Source organism: Halomonas sp. JB37 (assembly GCF_002332255.1).
In the GTDB taxonomy this organism is placed as follows: domain Bacteria; phylum Pseudomonadota; class Gammaproteobacteria; order Pseudomonadales; family Halomonadaceae; genus Vreelandella; species Vreelandella casei.
The window spans coordinates 3365762-3380878 of the sequence record NZ_NRGW01000001.1 but is presented as its reverse complement, the minus strand read 5'-3'; the positions used below and the strand labels follow the sequence as shown (position 1 = coordinate 3380878).

General features: G+C 55.7%; 13 protein-coding genes. 7 read left to right on the top strand and 6 right to left on the bottom strand.

The annotated features are described in order from the left end of the window. Window positions 1-37 precede the first annotated feature (37 nt). Both CIK78_RS15725 and CIK78_RS15720 read left to right on the top strand, forming a co-directional pair. Window positions 38-910 (top strand): LysR substrate-binding domain-containing protein, encoded by an 873-nt coding sequence (locus tag CIK78_RS15725; protein ID WP_096281843.1) that lies wholly within the window; start codon window positions 38-40, stop codon window positions 908-910. 105 nt (window positions 911-1015) lie between these two features. Next, a complete protein-coding gene (locus CIK78_RS15720; RefSeq protein WP_096281841.1) occupies window positions 1016-1573 on the top strand; it encodes a cytochrome b in 558 nt (185 codons plus the stop codon). A 108-nt stretch (window positions 1574-1681) separates the two neighbouring features. Here the strand turns inward: CIK78_RS15720 and pncB are convergent, their stop codons facing one another. Next, the gene (gene pncB / locus CIK78_RS15715; RefSeq protein WP_096281839.1) at window positions 1682-2881 is read right to left on the bottom strand and encodes a nicotinate phosphoribosyltransferase; all 1200 of its coding nucleotides are present in this window, start codon (window positions 2879-2881) and stop codon (window positions 1682-1684) included. Between the two features lie 266 nt (window positions 2882-3147). On the opposite strand from pncB, the gene CIK78_RS15710 reads away from it, so the two are divergent. Continuing rightward, a complete protein-coding gene (locus CIK78_RS15710; protein WP_096281837.1) occupies window positions 3148-4800 on the top strand; it encodes a multidrug ABC transporter permease/ATP-binding protein in 1653 nt (550 codons plus the stop codon). Between the two features lie 41 nt (window positions 4801-4841). Here the strand turns inward: CIK78_RS15710 and fhuF are convergent, their stop codons facing one another. Continuing rightward, entirely contained in the window at window positions 4842-5636 is a 795-nt protein-coding gene (gene fhuF, locus CIK78_RS15705) for a siderophore-iron reductase FhuF (RefSeq protein ID WP_096281835.1), read from the bottom strand. A 202-nt stretch (window positions 5637-5838) separates the two neighbouring features. Between fhuF and CIK78_RS15700 the strand changes: the two genes are divergently transcribed. Beyond that, a complete protein-coding gene (locus CIK78_RS15700; protein WP_096281833.1) occupies window positions 5839-8007 on the top strand; it encodes a TonB-dependent siderophore receptor in 2169 nt (722 codons plus the stop codon). Between the two features lie 21 nt (window positions 8008-8028). Here CIK78_RS15700 and CIK78_RS15695 read toward each other — a convergent pair whose 3' ends face one another. The 4 genes from CIK78_RS15695 to CIK78_RS15680 all read right to left on the bottom strand — a co-directional run bounded on the left by CIK78_RS15695 (window position 8029) and on the right by CIK78_RS15680 (window position 11306). Then, the gene (locus tag CIK78_RS15695) at window positions 8029-8883 is read right to left on the bottom strand and encodes an ABC transporter substrate-binding protein (protein WP_096281831.1); all 855 of its coding nucleotides are present in this window, start codon (window positions 8881-8883) and stop codon (window positions 8029-8031) included. Next, window positions 8880-9647, bottom strand: coding sequence for an ATP-binding cassette domain-containing protein (locus CIK78_RS15690; RefSeq protein WP_096281828.1), 768 nt, complete (start codon window positions 9645-9647; stop codon window positions 8880-8882). Before CIK78_RS15690 ends, CIK78_RS15695 begins: the two co-directional genes overlap by 4 nt. 107 nt (window positions 9648-9754) lie before the next feature. Then, a complete protein-coding gene (locus tag CIK78_RS15685) occupies window positions 9755-10342 on the bottom strand; it encodes a cytochrome b (protein ID WP_096281826.1) in 588 nt (195 codons plus the stop codon). A 16-nt stretch (window positions 10343-10358) separates the two neighbouring features. Continuing rightward, window positions 10359-11306 (bottom strand): siderophore-interacting protein, encoded by a 948-nt coding sequence (locus tag CIK78_RS15680; protein ID WP_096281824.1) that lies wholly within the window; start codon window positions 11304-11306, stop codon window positions 10359-10361. A gap of 199 nt (window positions 11307-11505) precedes the next feature. On the opposite strand from CIK78_RS15680, the gene fhuB reads away from it, so the two are divergent. The 3 genes from fhuB to CIK78_RS15665 are packed head-to-tail and all read left to right on the top strand — an operon-like array spanning window position 11506 to window position 15089. Next, window positions 11506-13506 (top strand): Fe(3+)-hydroxamate ABC transporter permease FhuB, encoded by a 2001-nt coding sequence (gene fhuB / locus CIK78_RS15675; protein WP_096281822.1) that lies wholly within the window; start codon window positions 11506-11508, stop codon window positions 13504-13506. Further along, window positions 13503-14054 carry a sigma-70 family RNA polymerase sigma factor gene (locus tag CIK78_RS15670; protein WP_225734319.1) on the top strand — a complete coding sequence of 184 codons (552 nt, stop codon included), beginning with the start codon at window positions 13503-13505 and terminating at the stop codon, window positions 14052-14054. The genes fhuB and CIK78_RS15670 overlap by 4 nt, the downstream gene beginning before the upstream one ends. Next, window positions 14055-15089: a FecR domain-containing protein gene (locus tag CIK78_RS15665; RefSeq protein WP_096281820.1), complete on the top strand. Its 1035-nt coding sequence runs from the start codon at window positions 14055-14057 to the stop codon at window positions 15087-15089. It abuts the gene before it with no gap. The last annotated feature ends 28 nt before the right edge of the window (window positions 15090-15117 follow it).

Here is a 15117-nt window from a genome sequence, read left to right as displayed (position 1 = left end):
AATCTTTATTGATAGTATTCATCAAGGCTTATGATATATGCGTGCACCGACGTTGGATCTCACCTTATTGCGTACGCTAGTGGCCATTTCTGATACTGGTAGCGTGACCGCGGCGGCTAAGCGCTTGGATTACACGCAGTCGACGGTCAGCATGCAGTTGCAGCGATTAGAGGCGCAGTTAACGCTTACCCTGCATGAGCGAGAAGGGCGGCGAATACGCTTTACATCGGAAGGAGAGCGTTTGCTTAGCCACGCGCGCCGCCTGTTAGCACTTAACGACGAAGCGTGGAGCGACATGCAGGCGCGCCAAGTCACCGGTGATCTTACCCTGGGGATTCCTGAAGATTACGCGTCGTTATTGCCCTCCGTGTTTGCTTACTTTCATCAGCTTTATCCGTCGGTTGGCTTGCGGGTTATTTGTGGCACCAGCGCACTGCTTGTTGAGCAAGTTAAGGCCAAAGAGTTAGATTTGGCCTTAGTCACGCGCCAGCGCAATTCACCCGGTGGCGATGTCATCCGTCGCGAGCCGTTGGTGTGGGCGGTGGGCGTGAATCAGCAGCCGTTGCTCAGTGACCCACTGCCGCTGGCGCTCTATTCTCCCGGCGCTGATGTGTTTCGTGAAGTGGCTGAACAGGCGCTGCAGGCGGCGGGGCGCAGTTGGCGAGTTGCCTATACCAGCCAGTCTATGGCGGGGTTAGCGCCTATCGTGACGGCTGGGCTTGCGGTGGTGGTGGTCACACGCAGTATGCTGACACCCTCCTTACGGCCTTTAGATGAAAGTAGCGGGCTGCCCGCGCTACCAATGATTGAGTTGGCACTTCACCGTGCGCCGCATCGCCCCTCAGAGCCGGCGCGCCGTTTAGGAGAGTTGATTCGCGAGCAGCTAGCCGCACCTGAACAAGCGCTATAAGGTAAGTAACGTTTAGCGTTGAACGTGGCGCAATGCTTTAATCAGCGTGAGGGAGCGTTACTGACTAGAATGATAAGCAAATAAATTGGCGGTTAGGAGCATGGCATGCACGAACTGGATCACTATATTTACCCGCATCGGGTACTACACTGGCTAGTCGCTGGGGCGCTACTGCTCTCATTGGCCAGTGGCTTAACATTAGGATTGGTAGGTTTTGACCGTATTCTCGACTTGGTGGGGAGTGCGCTTACCAATTTACTATATACCAGTCATAAAACGCTCGGCGTGTTGATCTTACTGCTGATGACGCTACGTATCATTACGCGCCTAGCCTTTGTGGTGCCGGACCATTCACCGCCGCTGAGCGCCTTTGAGCGTATCGCCAGCACTAGCGTGCATCATTTGCTGTATTTGGCGCTGATTATTATGCCAATAGTGGGCTGGGCCGCGACGGCAAGCGGTGGGTTTCCGGTGGAGTTTTTCAAGTGGCAGCTTCCTGGGTTAATCGGCCGTAATGAGCAGCTATCCGAGCAGCTGTTTATATGGCATGGATGGCTAGCCTGGATCATTTTAGGGCTGGTGGTTCTGCACGTCGCGGGGGCGCTGTTCCATTGGCGAATCAAGCGCGACAATGTGATGACGCGGATGAGCTTATTTGATTGAGTCGGGCGAGCGTGCCGTTGCGATAGCCGCCCGCTGAGCGGCACCGTAACGGCGGGAAAAGCGGGAGTCGGGGCTGTTTCTGGCCCTGCTCCTGCTTTTGCGTCGGTTTCAATGCTCTACCTGAAATACCCGCTTAAGGTATTTGACGAAGCCCTGGTCTCGTGACGAAGTTTTGCCGGGTTCATCGGAGATCTTGGCCACCGGCTGGCCGTTGCAGGCCACCATTTTAATCACCATGTTCATCGGTTTTAGGCCGGGCACGTCGCAGGTAAGCGTAGTGCCAATCCCAAAGCTTGTTTTGATTCTGCCTTCAAGCGTTGTCTTAAGCGCCATTGCCTTATCGAACGTTAGCGAATCGCTAAAAATCAGCGTCTTGCTGCGGGGGTCGATGCCCAATGTTTTATAGTGCTGGATGCATTTTTCCGCGAAGTGCAGTGGGTCGCCGCTATCGTGGCGAAGTCCATCGAAAAGCTTGGCAAAATACAGATCGAAATCTCGCAGGAAGGCGTCCAGCGTGATGGTGTCGGTGAGTGCGATACCAAGATGTCCGCGGTATTCCTGAACCCAGGCTTCCAGCGCCGCGCGCTGGCTATCGACTAGACGACTACCTAGCTGCTGGTGTGCCATGACCCATTCGTGGGCCATCGTACCCATGGGAGCGAGCCCGTGGCGCCTGGCGATATCGACATTGCTGGTACCCACGAAATTGCCTGGGAACTCCTGATTCAACACCGTAATGATGGCTTCCTGCACCGGCTGAGAAAGCCGACGGCGGGTGCCAAAGTCTGCAAGGTTCAGACCTGCCAGCTGTTCGGACGTGTAGTTATCACGCAGCGTATCGAGCTTATAGCGCAGCTGATTCACCGCCTGCTCAATAGTAATATCAGGGTAGAGTACGCGGTTACGTACTTCGCTAATGATCGCCAATAACACGATTTCGAACAGTATGCTGTGCGACCAGGGACCGTCGATGACGATACATAGCTCCTGGTCTTCCATAAACACGTCAACGTACTCGGGACGGAAGCGAAACAGTTCTAGGAAACGTATAAAGTCCGGCGTGAGGTAGTTAATCGTGCTGAGATAAGCCGATTCCTTGACGCTGAGCTTGAGAGTGCCTAACTGATCGATCTGATCGCGAATCTCGCTCAGGTACGGCGCCAAATCTTCCGAATTACGGCACCGGAATTCCCAGGTAACACTGGCATTGGGGTATTTGTGGTGTACCCCCTGCATCATGGTGATCTTGTACCAGTCGGTATCCAGCAGCGAGGTGATGATAGGCCCGTCGCGGTAAGTGGCTGTCATGAAACATTCCTAATGTAGCGCTGGTGCTTGGTAAACGGGGCCCTCACTGAGTGCATGGGGTCTCCTTGGTTATTGTAACGACTAGCTGAGGGTGTAGCCGCGGCGGTTATGCGCCTTTTATACACCGCTTTTATGCATTGCCCGTTATGAATGGGAATCATGCCATCCGCCTAGTTTACAGGTAAGCGCGATTTGATGCCTTTATTGACATCGCCGGGCAGTACGTCAAACTTCAGCGCTCTTTTATCTACAAGGTGAAAATTCCCATGGAGCTGGTGCGCTTAGTACTTCACCACTATCGCTGGCCATTTTTGGGCGCGATAGGTTTGAGCCTGTTAAGTGCTGGCTTAGGGGTGGGCGTTATTGCGTTTATTAATCAGCGGCTGATTGAAGTAGGCAGCTTGGCCGCGTTACCGCAATTTTTGGGCTTATTGGCCCTGCTACTCGCCATCACGCTGGCGACACAGCTGGCGCTGACCGTGCTTGGGCATCACTTTGTATTTGACCTGCGCTCACGCTTGGTGAAGCGCATCCTGGATAGCGATATCGAGCGCCTGGAGCAACTGGGCAATGCCACGTTGCTTGCCAGTTTATCGAGCGATGTGCGAAATATCACCATTGGCTTTGTGCGCCTGCCAGAGCTGATTCAAGGGGTGGCCTTAACGCTGGCTTCAATCGCTTACCTGGCTTGGCTATCGCCGCAAATGGTGGTGATTACCGTGCTGTGGATCGCATTCACCATGGGGGTGGGCTGGGTGTTGGTGTCGCGGGTCTATCGCCATTTTCGCTTAGTGCGTGAAAGTGAAGACCGCTTATATAAAGACTATCAATCGGCTATTGAAGGGCGTAAAGAGCTTGCGCTCAACCGCGATCGTGCGCAGCGCTTTTTCGACGAAACTTATACTGCTAATGCCCGTGATTATCTCTATCACATTATTCGTGCCGATACCTATCACCTAAGCGCCGGCAACTGGTCCAATATTATGATGCTTGGAGCCATTGGCGTGGTTTTCTTTATGGCTAACGGGCTGGGCTGGGCAACGCCTGCCGTCGCCGCTACGTTTGCGCTAGCGCTGCTGTTTTTACGCACTCCCTTGATTCAGGCCATCGGCGCGTGGCCTACCTTGATTAGCGCGCAGGTAGCCTTTGATAAGCTGGCAAGCCTGGAGCTTGCCGACTACCAACCAGGCTTTAGCGTCGACGATTCGCTGCACGACTGGCAACGGCTTGAGCTGGTCGACGTCAGCTATCATTACCCGGCCAGTGCACAGGGTGAAGGGTTTCAAGTCGGCCCTGTTAGCCTGACGCTAGAGCGCGGAGAGCAGGTGTTTCTTATTGGGGGCAACGGTAGTGGTAAGTCGACGTTGGCGCGCCTATTAACGGGGCTCTATCGGCCCCAAAGTGGCCAAATAAAGGTGGATGGCCAGGTGCTGACGTCGGCCCAATGGCATGCCTTTAGAGCGCGTTTTGCGAGCGTGTTTACCGATTTTCACCAGTTTGATCAAGCCATGGGCCCAGGTGGGCTGCCGGCTGATCCACAAACGGTGGCGACGTGGCTAGAACGGCTGCAAATGCAGCATAAATTGCAGTGGGAAGGGGATCGAGTCACTAATACGCAGCTTTCACAAGGACAGCGTAAGCGTCTGGCGCTGCTGCTTGCGATTGCTGAAAAGCGGGAAATTTTATTGTTGGATGAGTGGGCCGCCGATCAGGACCCGCAGTTTCGTCGTTTATTCTATCGTGAGCTGCTGCCACATTTGCGCGATATGGGCATCACGGTGTTTGCTATCAGCCATGACGATAGCTATTTCGAACATGCTGACAGGCTGTTGGAAATGTCGAAAGGGCAGTTAAGCGAGCTTAAGGGCGAGCAGCGGGCGCTGGCTAGCGCCGATGCGGTGGCGCAAATTAATATCTAGATCAACTATCGCCTGCCTGTTTTTCTGAGCAAGTCGCTCAATTAGCAAGCGGCTTGGTTGGTTCGGGCGTGCTTGCTTGCCTCGATATTGCAGGCTTCAAGTGGGCAGGTGCCGCAGGTGCCTAATTCATCCAGTAGGTAGCGCAGGCAGCACAGCTTGCGCACCCGCTTTACCTCTTCGCTGCCTTTAGGCTGAACGTAACGAACCGGTTGAAAGAGCGGATTGCGTTTGCCGTTCGCCAAGGTACGTGTTTCTAGCAGTGCTTTGGCCGCTTCAAGGGCGCCCTCGTTGACGAGGGGATGCTCAGCCAACACATTGATGAAATGATCGATGTAGCTCCCTGCATTACTCCAAAATACCCGCGTTGCCGCGCCGGAAATAGCCGCTAGTTGTTCAATTAGCGGTGTCCAGTGCTGCTCGATTAACGTCGCAAAGCGTTCATATGGGGAGTGGGTAGTTAATGGCGTGCCTTCGTGAGGCAGCCACAGCCGTGAGGTACAGCCCTTGTCGTTAAGGACGACCTGGAGATCATTCAATCCCACCGGCAGTTTGCGATTAAGCAGCAGGTTGGCCACAAGCGTCGGCAGTGCCAGCGCGCTGAAATGCCACTTCGACCAAATAGAGGCAACGGCTCGCAGGTCCCCACCTGGGTATTGCTCCGCCATGAGGGCGATATCTTCTTTCAGCCAATGGGCATCGAGCCAGCGGGCAGCGTTCAAGGCTTCCAGCGGGGGCATGCTGCCAATAAGGGGCGGCGTAAAGTTGGCTAACGGCCCTGTGTAGCAGGCAGCTAAAGAGGGTTCGAAGGTTTGCGGTTGACGTAGGGCAAGGGACATAAACGAACTCCAACACAGGGCGCTGGGTGAATAATAAGGCATTCACTTTAAACGGTAATGCATCTCAGTTAAATAGTGGCGCGCCTGTTAAATGCGTTTTAATATCAAATGAAAATAATTTTGCTTTGCTGTAGCATTTGCATTCCCGCTATGTTTTCAGCACCCGCTGCTCGCTATTAATCGATACTGAGGAACCCGCTTCATGTCGCTGTCTTCCCCTTCCTGGCGCACGCTCCCCTTTGTGTTACTGGGAGCGCTGCCGATGCCTACGATTGTTTGGGCGCAAGCATCTTCCGGCAATAATGCCCCGCTTGATACGGTCACGGTGATCGGTGAAGCGACCGCGCACGGTGATACACCGTCGCCCGCGTTTGCCGGGGGGCAGGTGGCTACCGGAGCGCGCATTGGCGCCTGGGGGCAGCGTAATGCTGCCGATGTGCCGTTCAACGTCATTGGGTTTACCGCTGAGCTTATTGATAATCAGCAGGCGGACACGTTGGCCGATGTGCTTATTAACGATGCGTCGGTGCAAAGTGGTTTTGGCTACGGTAACTATGCTGAGAAGTTTCAGATTCGTGGCTTTGAACTGGATGGCGAAGATATCTCTTACGGTGGGCTTTATGGGGTATTACCTCGCCAGGTAGTCGCGACCAATATCGCCGAGCGCGTCGAGCTATTTAAAGGCGCGAATGCCTTCGCTAACGGGGTTTCGCCCAGTGGCTCGGGTGTGGGTGGGGCGATCAACATTGAGCCAAAACGCGCTGCGGATGCGCCGTTGACGCGACTAACCACCGGGGTGACGGGCAGCGGCTATGTGGAAAGTGGTATAGACGTTGGGCGACGCTTTGGTGATGAGAATCGATTTGGCGTGCGCGTTAACGTTGTGCGCGGTCGCGGCGACACCGCGATCAACGATGAAGAGCGGCGGGCAACCTCTGCCGTGGTTGGGCTCGATTATCGCGGTGACCGTGGTCGGGCTTCGTTAGATATTGGCCATCAAACGCATAACGTCAACGGTGGCCGTTCGGTCGTCTATGCTGGCGCGGGGCTAACGGCGGTTCCCAATGCACCCTCAGCGGATGCCAACTATTCGCCAGAGTGGGCGAATACCGATTTGCGCACCAATTTCGCGATGCTGCGTGGAGAGTACGATATCACCGGCAGCTGGACCGCGTATGCCGCGCTCGGTGGCAATAACACGCGAGAAAGCGGGCTTTATGCATCGTCAACGGTTAACAATGCGCAAGGTGATTCAACCATTGGTCAGATGCGCGTGCCTTACCGTGCGGAAAGTGTCGGTGGCCAAGCGGGGCTGCGTGGAACGTTTGACACCGGCGCGGTGAGTCACCAGCTGGATCTTGGCTATTCAAGCGTCTATCGCACGACGCGCTCGGCCTATGAGCTAGCCTCACCCGGTCAGCCGTCCAATATTTACCGACCGGCTGACATTGCCGTACGCGAGCCTGCGTTTGCAGGTGGCGATATGAATGACCCCAGTTTACGTAGCCGTACCCGCAACAACGGCGTATCGCTGTCCGATACGTTGGGCTTTATGGACGATCGCCTGCTTTTCACGCTAGGGGCGCGCTACCAAGAGGTCGAGGTCACCAACTATGACTATGATGGCGACTTTGATACTCGCTTTAGCGATACGCGCCTTTCGCCCGTGTATGGCATCGTGGTGAAACCGACGGATAGCTTATCGCTTTACGCCAATCATATTGAAGCGCTCCAGCCGGGCGACACCGCGCCAACAAGAGCGGTAAACGCGGGCCAGAGCATTGGTTTGGTCGAGGCCGAGCAAAACGAGGTGGGTGCTAAGCTGGACTTTGGGACTATCGGCGGCAGTTTGAGCCTGTTTGAAATCGAGCAACCCAATGCCTTTATTGACGCTGAGACCGGTATTTTTGGCTATTACGGCGAGCAGCGTAATCGTGGCGTGGAGCTCAGCGTTTACGGTGAGCCGATGGAGGGGCTGCGTTTGCTAAGCAGCGCTATGTGGATTGATCCTGAGTTGGTTCGCACCGATGATGGCGCTAATCAAGGTAACGATGCGGTGGGCGTGCCCAACTACCGCTTAGTGGTTGGCAGCGAGTGGGATATTCCTCAGGCGCCGGGCTGGACATTGAGCGGTCGCGCGGTGCGTAACGGCAGTCAGTATCTAGACCCCGCGAACCAGCTTGAGGTGGATGCCTGGACCCGCTGGGATCTCGGCGTTCGCTACGCTATGCCGCTAAATACAAACACGCTCACCCTGCGTGCCAATATCGAAAACCTCACCGATGAAAACTACTGGGCCTCTGCGACCGGCGGTTATTTGACGCAAGGCGAGCCTCGTACGGTTAAACTCTCTGCTGCATTAGACTTTTAATCTTCCTGCAAAGGGCTCTGATCAACGAGCTAATAGCGCTTCGCTGAGTAACTCAGCGAAGCGTGCTGCTGATGGAAATCCGCCAAAACTCCACACCGCCGGTAGGCGAATAACGCGGCCTGCCTGTACGGCAGGCAGGTGCTGCCACAGTGCATTGTTCGAAAAACGGTCGCTCATCCCCGCGGGCAGTGGCTCGACGACGACAATGGCCGCATCGGGATAGGACAGTAATTCCTCTAGCGCCACCGTTGAAAATCCCCACTGGTTGGTCGGATGCTGCCAAACATTGCTCAGCCCCAAGCGTTCAAGTACCGCCTGAAAAAGGCTGTGCTCGCCAAACACGCGTAGATGGCGCGCATCGATGAACTGCACAACGAGTAGCGATGGCTGCTCTTCTAACTGCGTTTTTTTCTGATCCAAATACGTTTCTAAGGCATTGATCATCGCGACCGCTGCATCCTTGCTGCCGCTCAGCGCAGCCAAGGTGTGGGTTGTGCGCTCAAGGCGTTGCCACAAGGGCTCGCCGAGCTGGTAGGTGTCTAGCGCGGTCACGGGGGCAACGGTACTAAGCTGTTCGCTTAAGCGCATATACAGTGGCGAAAGCAAAATATGATCTGGCGCTAGTTGAGCCATTAACTCGCGGTTGGGCTGTGCCCGAAGACCAACGTCAACAACGCCTGTCGGTAGCTGCTCGGCGCCGGCCCAGCGTTGATACTGGGGAATCTCTGCTAACCCTACGGGCGGATTGTCTAGGGCGATCAATGTTTCGGCAATCGTCCAGTCCAGCGTCACAATAGCGGTTGATGCGATGGCCTGACTAAAGAGAGAGATCAGGCAGATCAACGCGAATAGCCCGTTGCGAAGGCGACGTGTCATTGGGCAACGGCGATGTTGTGTTCTCCGTTAGGATGTTTCATGACCTGCATGGGCAATCCATAAATAGCTTCTAATGTACTACTGCACATCATCTCGCTAGGCGTGCCGTGAGCGAGCAGGCGCCCACTGTGCAGGGCCATCAGCTCATCGCAGTAGCGCGACGCCATATTGATGTCGTGCAGCACGATAATAACGCCAAGATTTAGTTCATCACACAGCTTACGAATCAGCGCCAGCACTTCGATTTGGTGAGCGATATCCAGCGCCGCTAGCGGCTCATCCAGCAGCAGGAATCGGCTACCCTGGGCGAGTAGCATGGCCAGCCATACGCGCTGGCGTTCACCGCCGGAGAGCGTGTCGACCAAACGGTCGGCAAAATCTTCAGTGTGGGTTAACGCAATGGCGCGCTCCACGGCGTCAGCATCTTTCTGGCTATGGCGACCCAGTAGCCCATGCCATGGGTAGCGGCCAAAGGCGATGAGCTCACGCCCGGTCAGGTTTTCGGCACTTGGCAAGTGCTGGGGTAAATAAGCCACTTGGCGAGCAAACTCGCGATTACCCCAGTCGCTTAACGGACGTTGATCAAAATGGATGTCACCTTGACTAGTGGGCTGCTGCTGCGCCATTAGCTTGATCAGCGTCGATTTTCCTGAACCGTTATGCCCAATCAGACCGTAAACCTTACCTTGCTCAAACGTATGCTTAATGGGTTGTAGCAACGGTTTGCCATTGATTTCAAAGGTAGCGCCCTTAACCTCGAACATGAATGACTCCTGACGATGGGGTGCATATAAAGGGTTGCATTCTAGTGCTAATGGTTCTCATTTTTAACCTTGTGACGACAATAAAAATTTCTATGCACTCGAGTGGATTAACCCATCATGCGCACCACTACCTTGTCCTTAACCCAAAAACGATGAGTCAGTGCCATCGTTACGTGGCCCATGATTAGCGCCAACAGTAGCCATGATAGCGGACTGTGAAGCAAGCCCGCGGGGGCCATCATCCAGGCGATGTCGCGCTCTGCTTCTGGCAGTATCTGCATGCCGTAGAACTGTAATACGCCGCCACGGCCATACTGGCGTAGTAGGGCAATAGCAGGCAGTACAATCAGCAGTGCGTAGAAGGCGCAATGAACACTTCGGGAGAGTACGCCGCTTATTCCCGGTAGCGGGGGCGGGCGCTGCTGTCGGTTATGCCATGCCCAGCCTATGCGCACTAAGGTCACGAGAAGTATTAAAATGCCTAAAGACCCGTGCGGCCCGATACCCGCTAGCATCAGCGTCAGGGCGTTTTCGCCCAGCCCTTTCCAGGCAAGCACAATAGTAAACTGTAGCGTCACCAGCGCAGCGGTGACCCAATGAAGCGTTCGGCTTACGTGTCCAAAGCTTGCGGTGCTATCTCGCCAGCGCGGGGCGTTGCCCTTCACGGTGCTGAGGGAATCAATATTCAGCGTCATGGTTCTCTGCGATCCTTTAACCGTTGGCCTTGCCCAGGCGCCAATAGCCCATGCTGGTAACGTATTTTTTGGGCAGGCCGCGCTCGTTGATTAAGTAACGACGCAGCCGCATAGCGACCTTGGTTTCGGCAGCAATCCAAACGTATAAAGGCGCGCTGTTGTCGACGACGGCGGGCTCCCAAAGCGGTTCATCATCGTCCTCGCTGCGTTCATCTACGCTGCTATCAGTGGCTGTCGCTGTACAGGGTGTTCCACCCAGGGCAACAATCTCTTGATGCAAATCGATATCGTGCAGCGCTCCTATCAGCAGTTCGCCGTGTTGGCACCCAGGTTCAGCATCGCGGGCTAGCCAGCGCAGTTCGGTGGCGTGAGGCAGCGGCTGAACATCGTCACTGCGAGGTACTTCAAACAGCGCCTCGACTCTGGGTTTCAACGGCAGGTCGTCAAGGCTTTCAAGGATACCCGCCGCCGCTGGCAAGGCCGTTTCGTCAGCAATGATCAGAATGCGGCGCACGCCCTGAGGCGGCTTCCATTCGTAACCTAGTTTTGGGCCTTCCGCATCGGCAGCCGGGGCGGTCATCGCGAGGCGGTCGCCTGGACGTGCGTGGGTTGCCCAACGCGATGCGGGGCCGGTGTCACCGTGAAGTACGAACTCAACATCCACCTCGGCACATTCAGGGCGAAGGGCGCGAATAGTGTACGTGCGTGCAGTAGGGCGCTGATCATCCGGCAGGGCGCGATAGGCGCTGTACCAGTCATGCTCTGCGAGCTTGGCGATCTCAAACAACGGATCGAGTGTGGCACCACCTTCGGGAAAGAACAGCTTGATACGCTGATCCGGTGCGTAGGTGGTCATTTGGCTGACGTCTGGGCCGCTAAACGTGAACCTGACGAGCGATGCGCTGACGTGAGTGCGGCGCAAGAGCGTAATATCGAAAATGCGGTAGCTTTGTTTTGCGGCCATAACGTGTACTCACGGGATAAAGGGTATTAATTGTAGCGCTAATCGTTATCATTTAGAATTATGTATTGTATTTCAAATGTTAGCGTTTAGAGAACGCTAGGGCTCAGAAAATACTTTTTCCATTAGTAGTGCGGATATTCCCGCTGCTTTCCGCACGGCTCACTGCCATGTGTTTGGCTGTTACACGAGATAAACCACTATGTTAGGCGTTACATCCAGTACCTATATTAAGCGCGGTTTATCGCCTGCCAAAACCTGCCTGTTACTGAGCCTGCCACTAGTCGTACTGCTATATATGGCGTTGCAAGATCAGGGCGGTTTTATAGTGGGGATACGTGCGCTGGTAGCACCTTCCTTTGAGCAGGTTAACGAGCTGCTGCTTTACTATGCGTGGTGGCCGCGTCTCTCGGTCGCTCTTCTGGCCGGTGGCGGTTTGGGGTTGGCTGGGGTGTTGATGCAGCAAGTATTGCGCAATCCGCTGGCATCGCCGACCACCTTGGGGGTGGCGTCAGGCGCTAACCTTGCGCTGATGACGGCAACATTGCTGGCACCTGGGCTGTTGGTGATCGGGCGCGAATGGGTCGCCTTGCTAGGCGGCGGGCTGGCGGTTGGCCTGGTATTTCTGCTTTCTTGGCGCCGTGGACTAGCGCCTATGGTGGTCGTACTTTCTGGGCTGGTGGTCAATCTGTATCTCGGCGCCCTGGCGACCGCACTGCTGTTGTTTAACCACGAGGCGCTTTCCGGGCTGCTTATTTGGGGTGCGGGTTCACTGGCGCAAAACGGTTGGGACGGCGCCGCGATGCTCTGGCCTCGGCTGGCTATCAGCTGCGTGGTCGCGTGGTTTTTACTGCGCCCACTGGCGGTGCTGGAGTTAGATGATGCCAGCGCTAAAAGCCTGGGTGTGTCGCTTGCCTATTTGCGCTTTGCGGCGATGGGGTTGGCCGTTTTTATCACCGGTAGCATTGTGAGCGTGGTAGGTATCATTGGTTTTATCGGTTTGGCCGCACCTAACATTGTGCGCATGGCGGGGGCGCGCAAATTAGGTTCACGCTTGCTTTGGTCGACGCTTTTAGGGGCGGTACTTCTAGCCACTACGGATCTGGTTCTTCAGCAGTTCTCTGGCATGGCCGCGACATTGATTCCTACTGGCGCCATCACCGGTGCTTTAGGCGCACCGCTGCTTATGTGGCTAATTCCACGTTTAAAACTTCAGGGCGACCGGCCGCCGAAAAGCGCGTGTGTGTTTGTCCATCGTCATCCCGCTCCCTCACGGTTGGCAACGGGCTTACTGTTAGCGCTATTGGGGGCAACGCTGCTTGGGCTGCTCGTTGGCCAGGGCGTGGATGGCTGGTACTTGCTGGCGCCGGACAACTGGAACGTGATGCAGTGGCGCCTGCCGCGAGTCATGGCGGCAGCGGCTAGCGGCTTAATGTTGGCGATTGCGGGGACGATTCTCCAGCGTCTTTCTGCCAATCCCATGGCCAGCCCTGAAGTCTTGGGTATCAGTGGCGGCTGTGCTATTGCGCTGATTCTGGGGATTTTCCTGCTGCCTGCACCCACCAATATGATGCTGATTGGTGTTGGCACCCTGGGTGCTTTTGCGACGCTGCTGGTACTGGTAGGCATCAATCGCAAGAGCGGCTTTCTGCCTGAACGTTTGCTGCTGACGGGCGTTGCGATCAGTGCTCTTTTCGATGCGGTGCGTAGCGTAATGCTGGCAGGCGGTGACCCGCGTGGCCAGCAGGTGATCGCCTGGCTGGCGGGCTCTACCTACTACGTAGATATCACCAATGCTGTTGTGGTGGGCGGCATTGCGGCCGTATTGGCGCTGGTCACGCTGCCGTTTACTCGCTGGTTGGATATCATGCCCTTGGGAGCATCAACGGCGCGCGCGCTAGGAGTAACGCTTAATCGTGCTCGCTTGGCGCTGTTGCTACTGGTGGCACTGCTCACCGCCTGCGCCACGCTGGTAGTGGGGCCGCTTTCGTTTATTGGCCTGCTGGCGCCACATATGGCGCGTTTAGTCGGCTTCTCACGAGCAGGGCAGCACCTGTTGGGCGCTGCGTTGATCGGTATGCTGTTGATGGTGCTGGCCGACTGGGTGGGTCGTCAGCTAATTTTTCCCTATGAGCTACCGGCGGGCTTGGTTGCCTCCCTGATTGGCGGCGCATACTTTATGTGGGGGCTAAGGCGGTTATGACAGCCACTCGTTTATCCGAATCGATGGTTTACGACACGAGCTGTCGAGACTCACTCGGCCAGCTCTATCATCACCATCAACCCTGGTTACAACAGTTGCTAAGACGACGATTGGGCTGTGGTGAGTCCGCATCTGACCTAGCCCAGGACGCCTTTGTACGTCTGCTGAAAACACCCCGCCATCTGGATAGTTTCGATGGTGCCAGGGCCTATCTGAGCCGCATGGCCAAGGGGTTGTGCGTGGATTATTGGCGACGCCAGGATATCGAACGGGCTTGGCAAGAAGCGCTGGCCGCCCGCACTGAGGTGCACTTGCCCTCCGTCGAGCACCAGCAGATTGTCATTGAAACGCTATGTGAGATCGACCGTATGCTGGCGCGGCTGCCTGAAAAAGTGGCCACGGCCTTTCTGGGGTCGCAACTCCAGGGCAAGCCCTATCGTCAGATTGCCGAGGAGATAGGAGTTTCCGAACGCATGGTCAAAAAATATATGGCACAGGCCATGTTGCAGTGCGCATTGATTGAGTCAGGCTTTGAGGTAAGCCTCTAAATGGAGCCAACTGGCTGCTCGGAAAAAGCTGCTAAGCGCCTTGCGCTGGCGGAGGCCGCCGAGTGGTTTGCGGAGTGGCAGGCGGGAGATTTGTCGGCTGCGAAGCGTCAGCGCTGGCAAACTTGGCGTGATACCAACGGTACCCATCGATGGGCTTGGCAGCAGGTGGAAGGCGTAAGTCGCCGCTTCACGGACACTTTGGGCGAAGATGAGCGTCAAACCGCTGATAGAGTGATCAGTTTGGCGCGACATCGGCGGCGGGGGCGGCGCCATCTGCTGGGCGGTTTGGCTAGCCTTGCATTAGTCGCCGTGCTAACCACCGCGCTCTGGCAGAACACGCCGCTGCCAAGGCTGGTACTGCCATGGGGGGCTGATTATCATACCGGCACCGGCGAAATTGCCCGCATCGTGCTGGAGGATGGTACCCAGGTCTGGCTGAGCAGCGCCTCGGCACTCAATGTCGATTACGATCATCACCAGCGTCGCTTGTCGCTTGTCGCTGGCGAGGTGCTGATTGCGACTGGCGATGACGCCGAAAGACCGTTTTATCTTGATACTCGCCATGCCCGTCTAACGCCGTTGGGCACTCGTTTTAGCGTGAGTGAACAAGAATCAGGCGAACTTCTGGCAGTGTTTGACGGTGCCGTGGCTATCCATACCCTTGGCAATGCTAAGCATGCTGGTCGGCACCAGGTGATCCATGCCGGAAAACAGATCCATTTCGCCGTTGATCAAATCGGTGAACTCACGCCAGCTGAAGGCCGCCGGGAAGCGTGGGCCAACGGTATTCTGTTGGCAGAGCGTATGCCGCTTAAGACGTTCGCTGCAGAGCTTGATCGCCACCACCGTGGCCGCCTTGATGTTGACCCCGCGGTAGCTGATCTGACACTGCTAGGCGCTTTCCCACTCAATGACCTGAATCGCACTCTAGATATGATTGAGACCACACTACCGGTGAAGGTGCGCCAGGTAATGCCCTGGTGGATCAAGATTGAGGCAGAAGATGCAATAGAGGCAGACCCTAGCCACAAATAAAAAACGCCTTTTCAGTTCCCCTTTTTAC

Bases quoted from the DNA above. Each gene is read 5' to 3' on its own strand.
- CIK78_RS15700 (WP_096281833.1), top strand. From the start codon at position 5,839: ATGTCGCTGTCTTCCCCTTCCTGGCGCACGCTCCCCTTTGTGTTACTG.
- CIK78_RS15670 (WP_225734319.1), top strand. From the start codon at position 13,503: ATGACAGCCACTCGTTTATCCGAATCGATGGTTTACGACACGAGCTGT.
- CIK78_RS15680 (WP_096281824.1), bottom strand. From the start codon at position 11,306: ATGGCCGCAAAACAAAGCTACCGCATTTTCGATATTACGCTCTTGCGC.
- fhuF (WP_096281835.1), bottom strand. From the start codon at position 5,636: ATGTCCCTTGCCCTACGTCAACCGCAAACCTTCGAACCCTCTTTAGCT.
- CIK78_RS15720 (WP_096281841.1), top strand. From the start codon at position 1,016: ATGCACGAACTGGATCACTATATTTACCCGCATCGGGTACTACACTGG.
- CIK78_RS15695 (WP_096281831.1), bottom strand. From the start codon at position 8,883: ATGACACGTCGCCTTCGCAACGGGCTATTCGCGTTGATCTGCCTGATC.
- CIK78_RS15665 (WP_096281820.1), top strand. From the start codon at position 14,055: ATGGAGCCAACTGGCTGCTCGGAAAAAGCTGCTAAGCGCCTTGCGCTG.
- CIK78_RS15710 (WP_096281837.1), top strand. From the start codon at position 3,148: ATGGAGCTGGTGCGCTTAGTACTTCACCACTATCGCTGGCCATTTTTG.
- pncB (WP_096281839.1), bottom strand. From the start codon at position 2,881: ATGACAGCCACTTACCGCGACGGGCCTATCATCACCTCGCTGCTGGAT.
- CIK78_RS15725 (WP_096281843.1), top strand. From the start codon at position 38: ATGCGTGCACCGACGTTGGATCTCACCTTATTGCGTACGCTAGTGGCC.
- CIK78_RS15685 (WP_096281826.1), bottom strand. From the start codon at position 10,342: ATGACGCTGAATATTGATTCCCTCAGCACCGTGAAGGGCAACGCCCCG.
- CIK78_RS15690 (WP_096281828.1), bottom strand. From the start codon at position 9,647: ATGTTCGAGGTTAAGGGCGCTACCTTTGAAATCAATGGCAAACCGTTG.
- fhuB (WP_096281822.1), top strand. From the start codon at position 11,506: ATGTTAGGCGTTACATCCAGTACCTATATTAAGCGCGGTTTATCGCCT.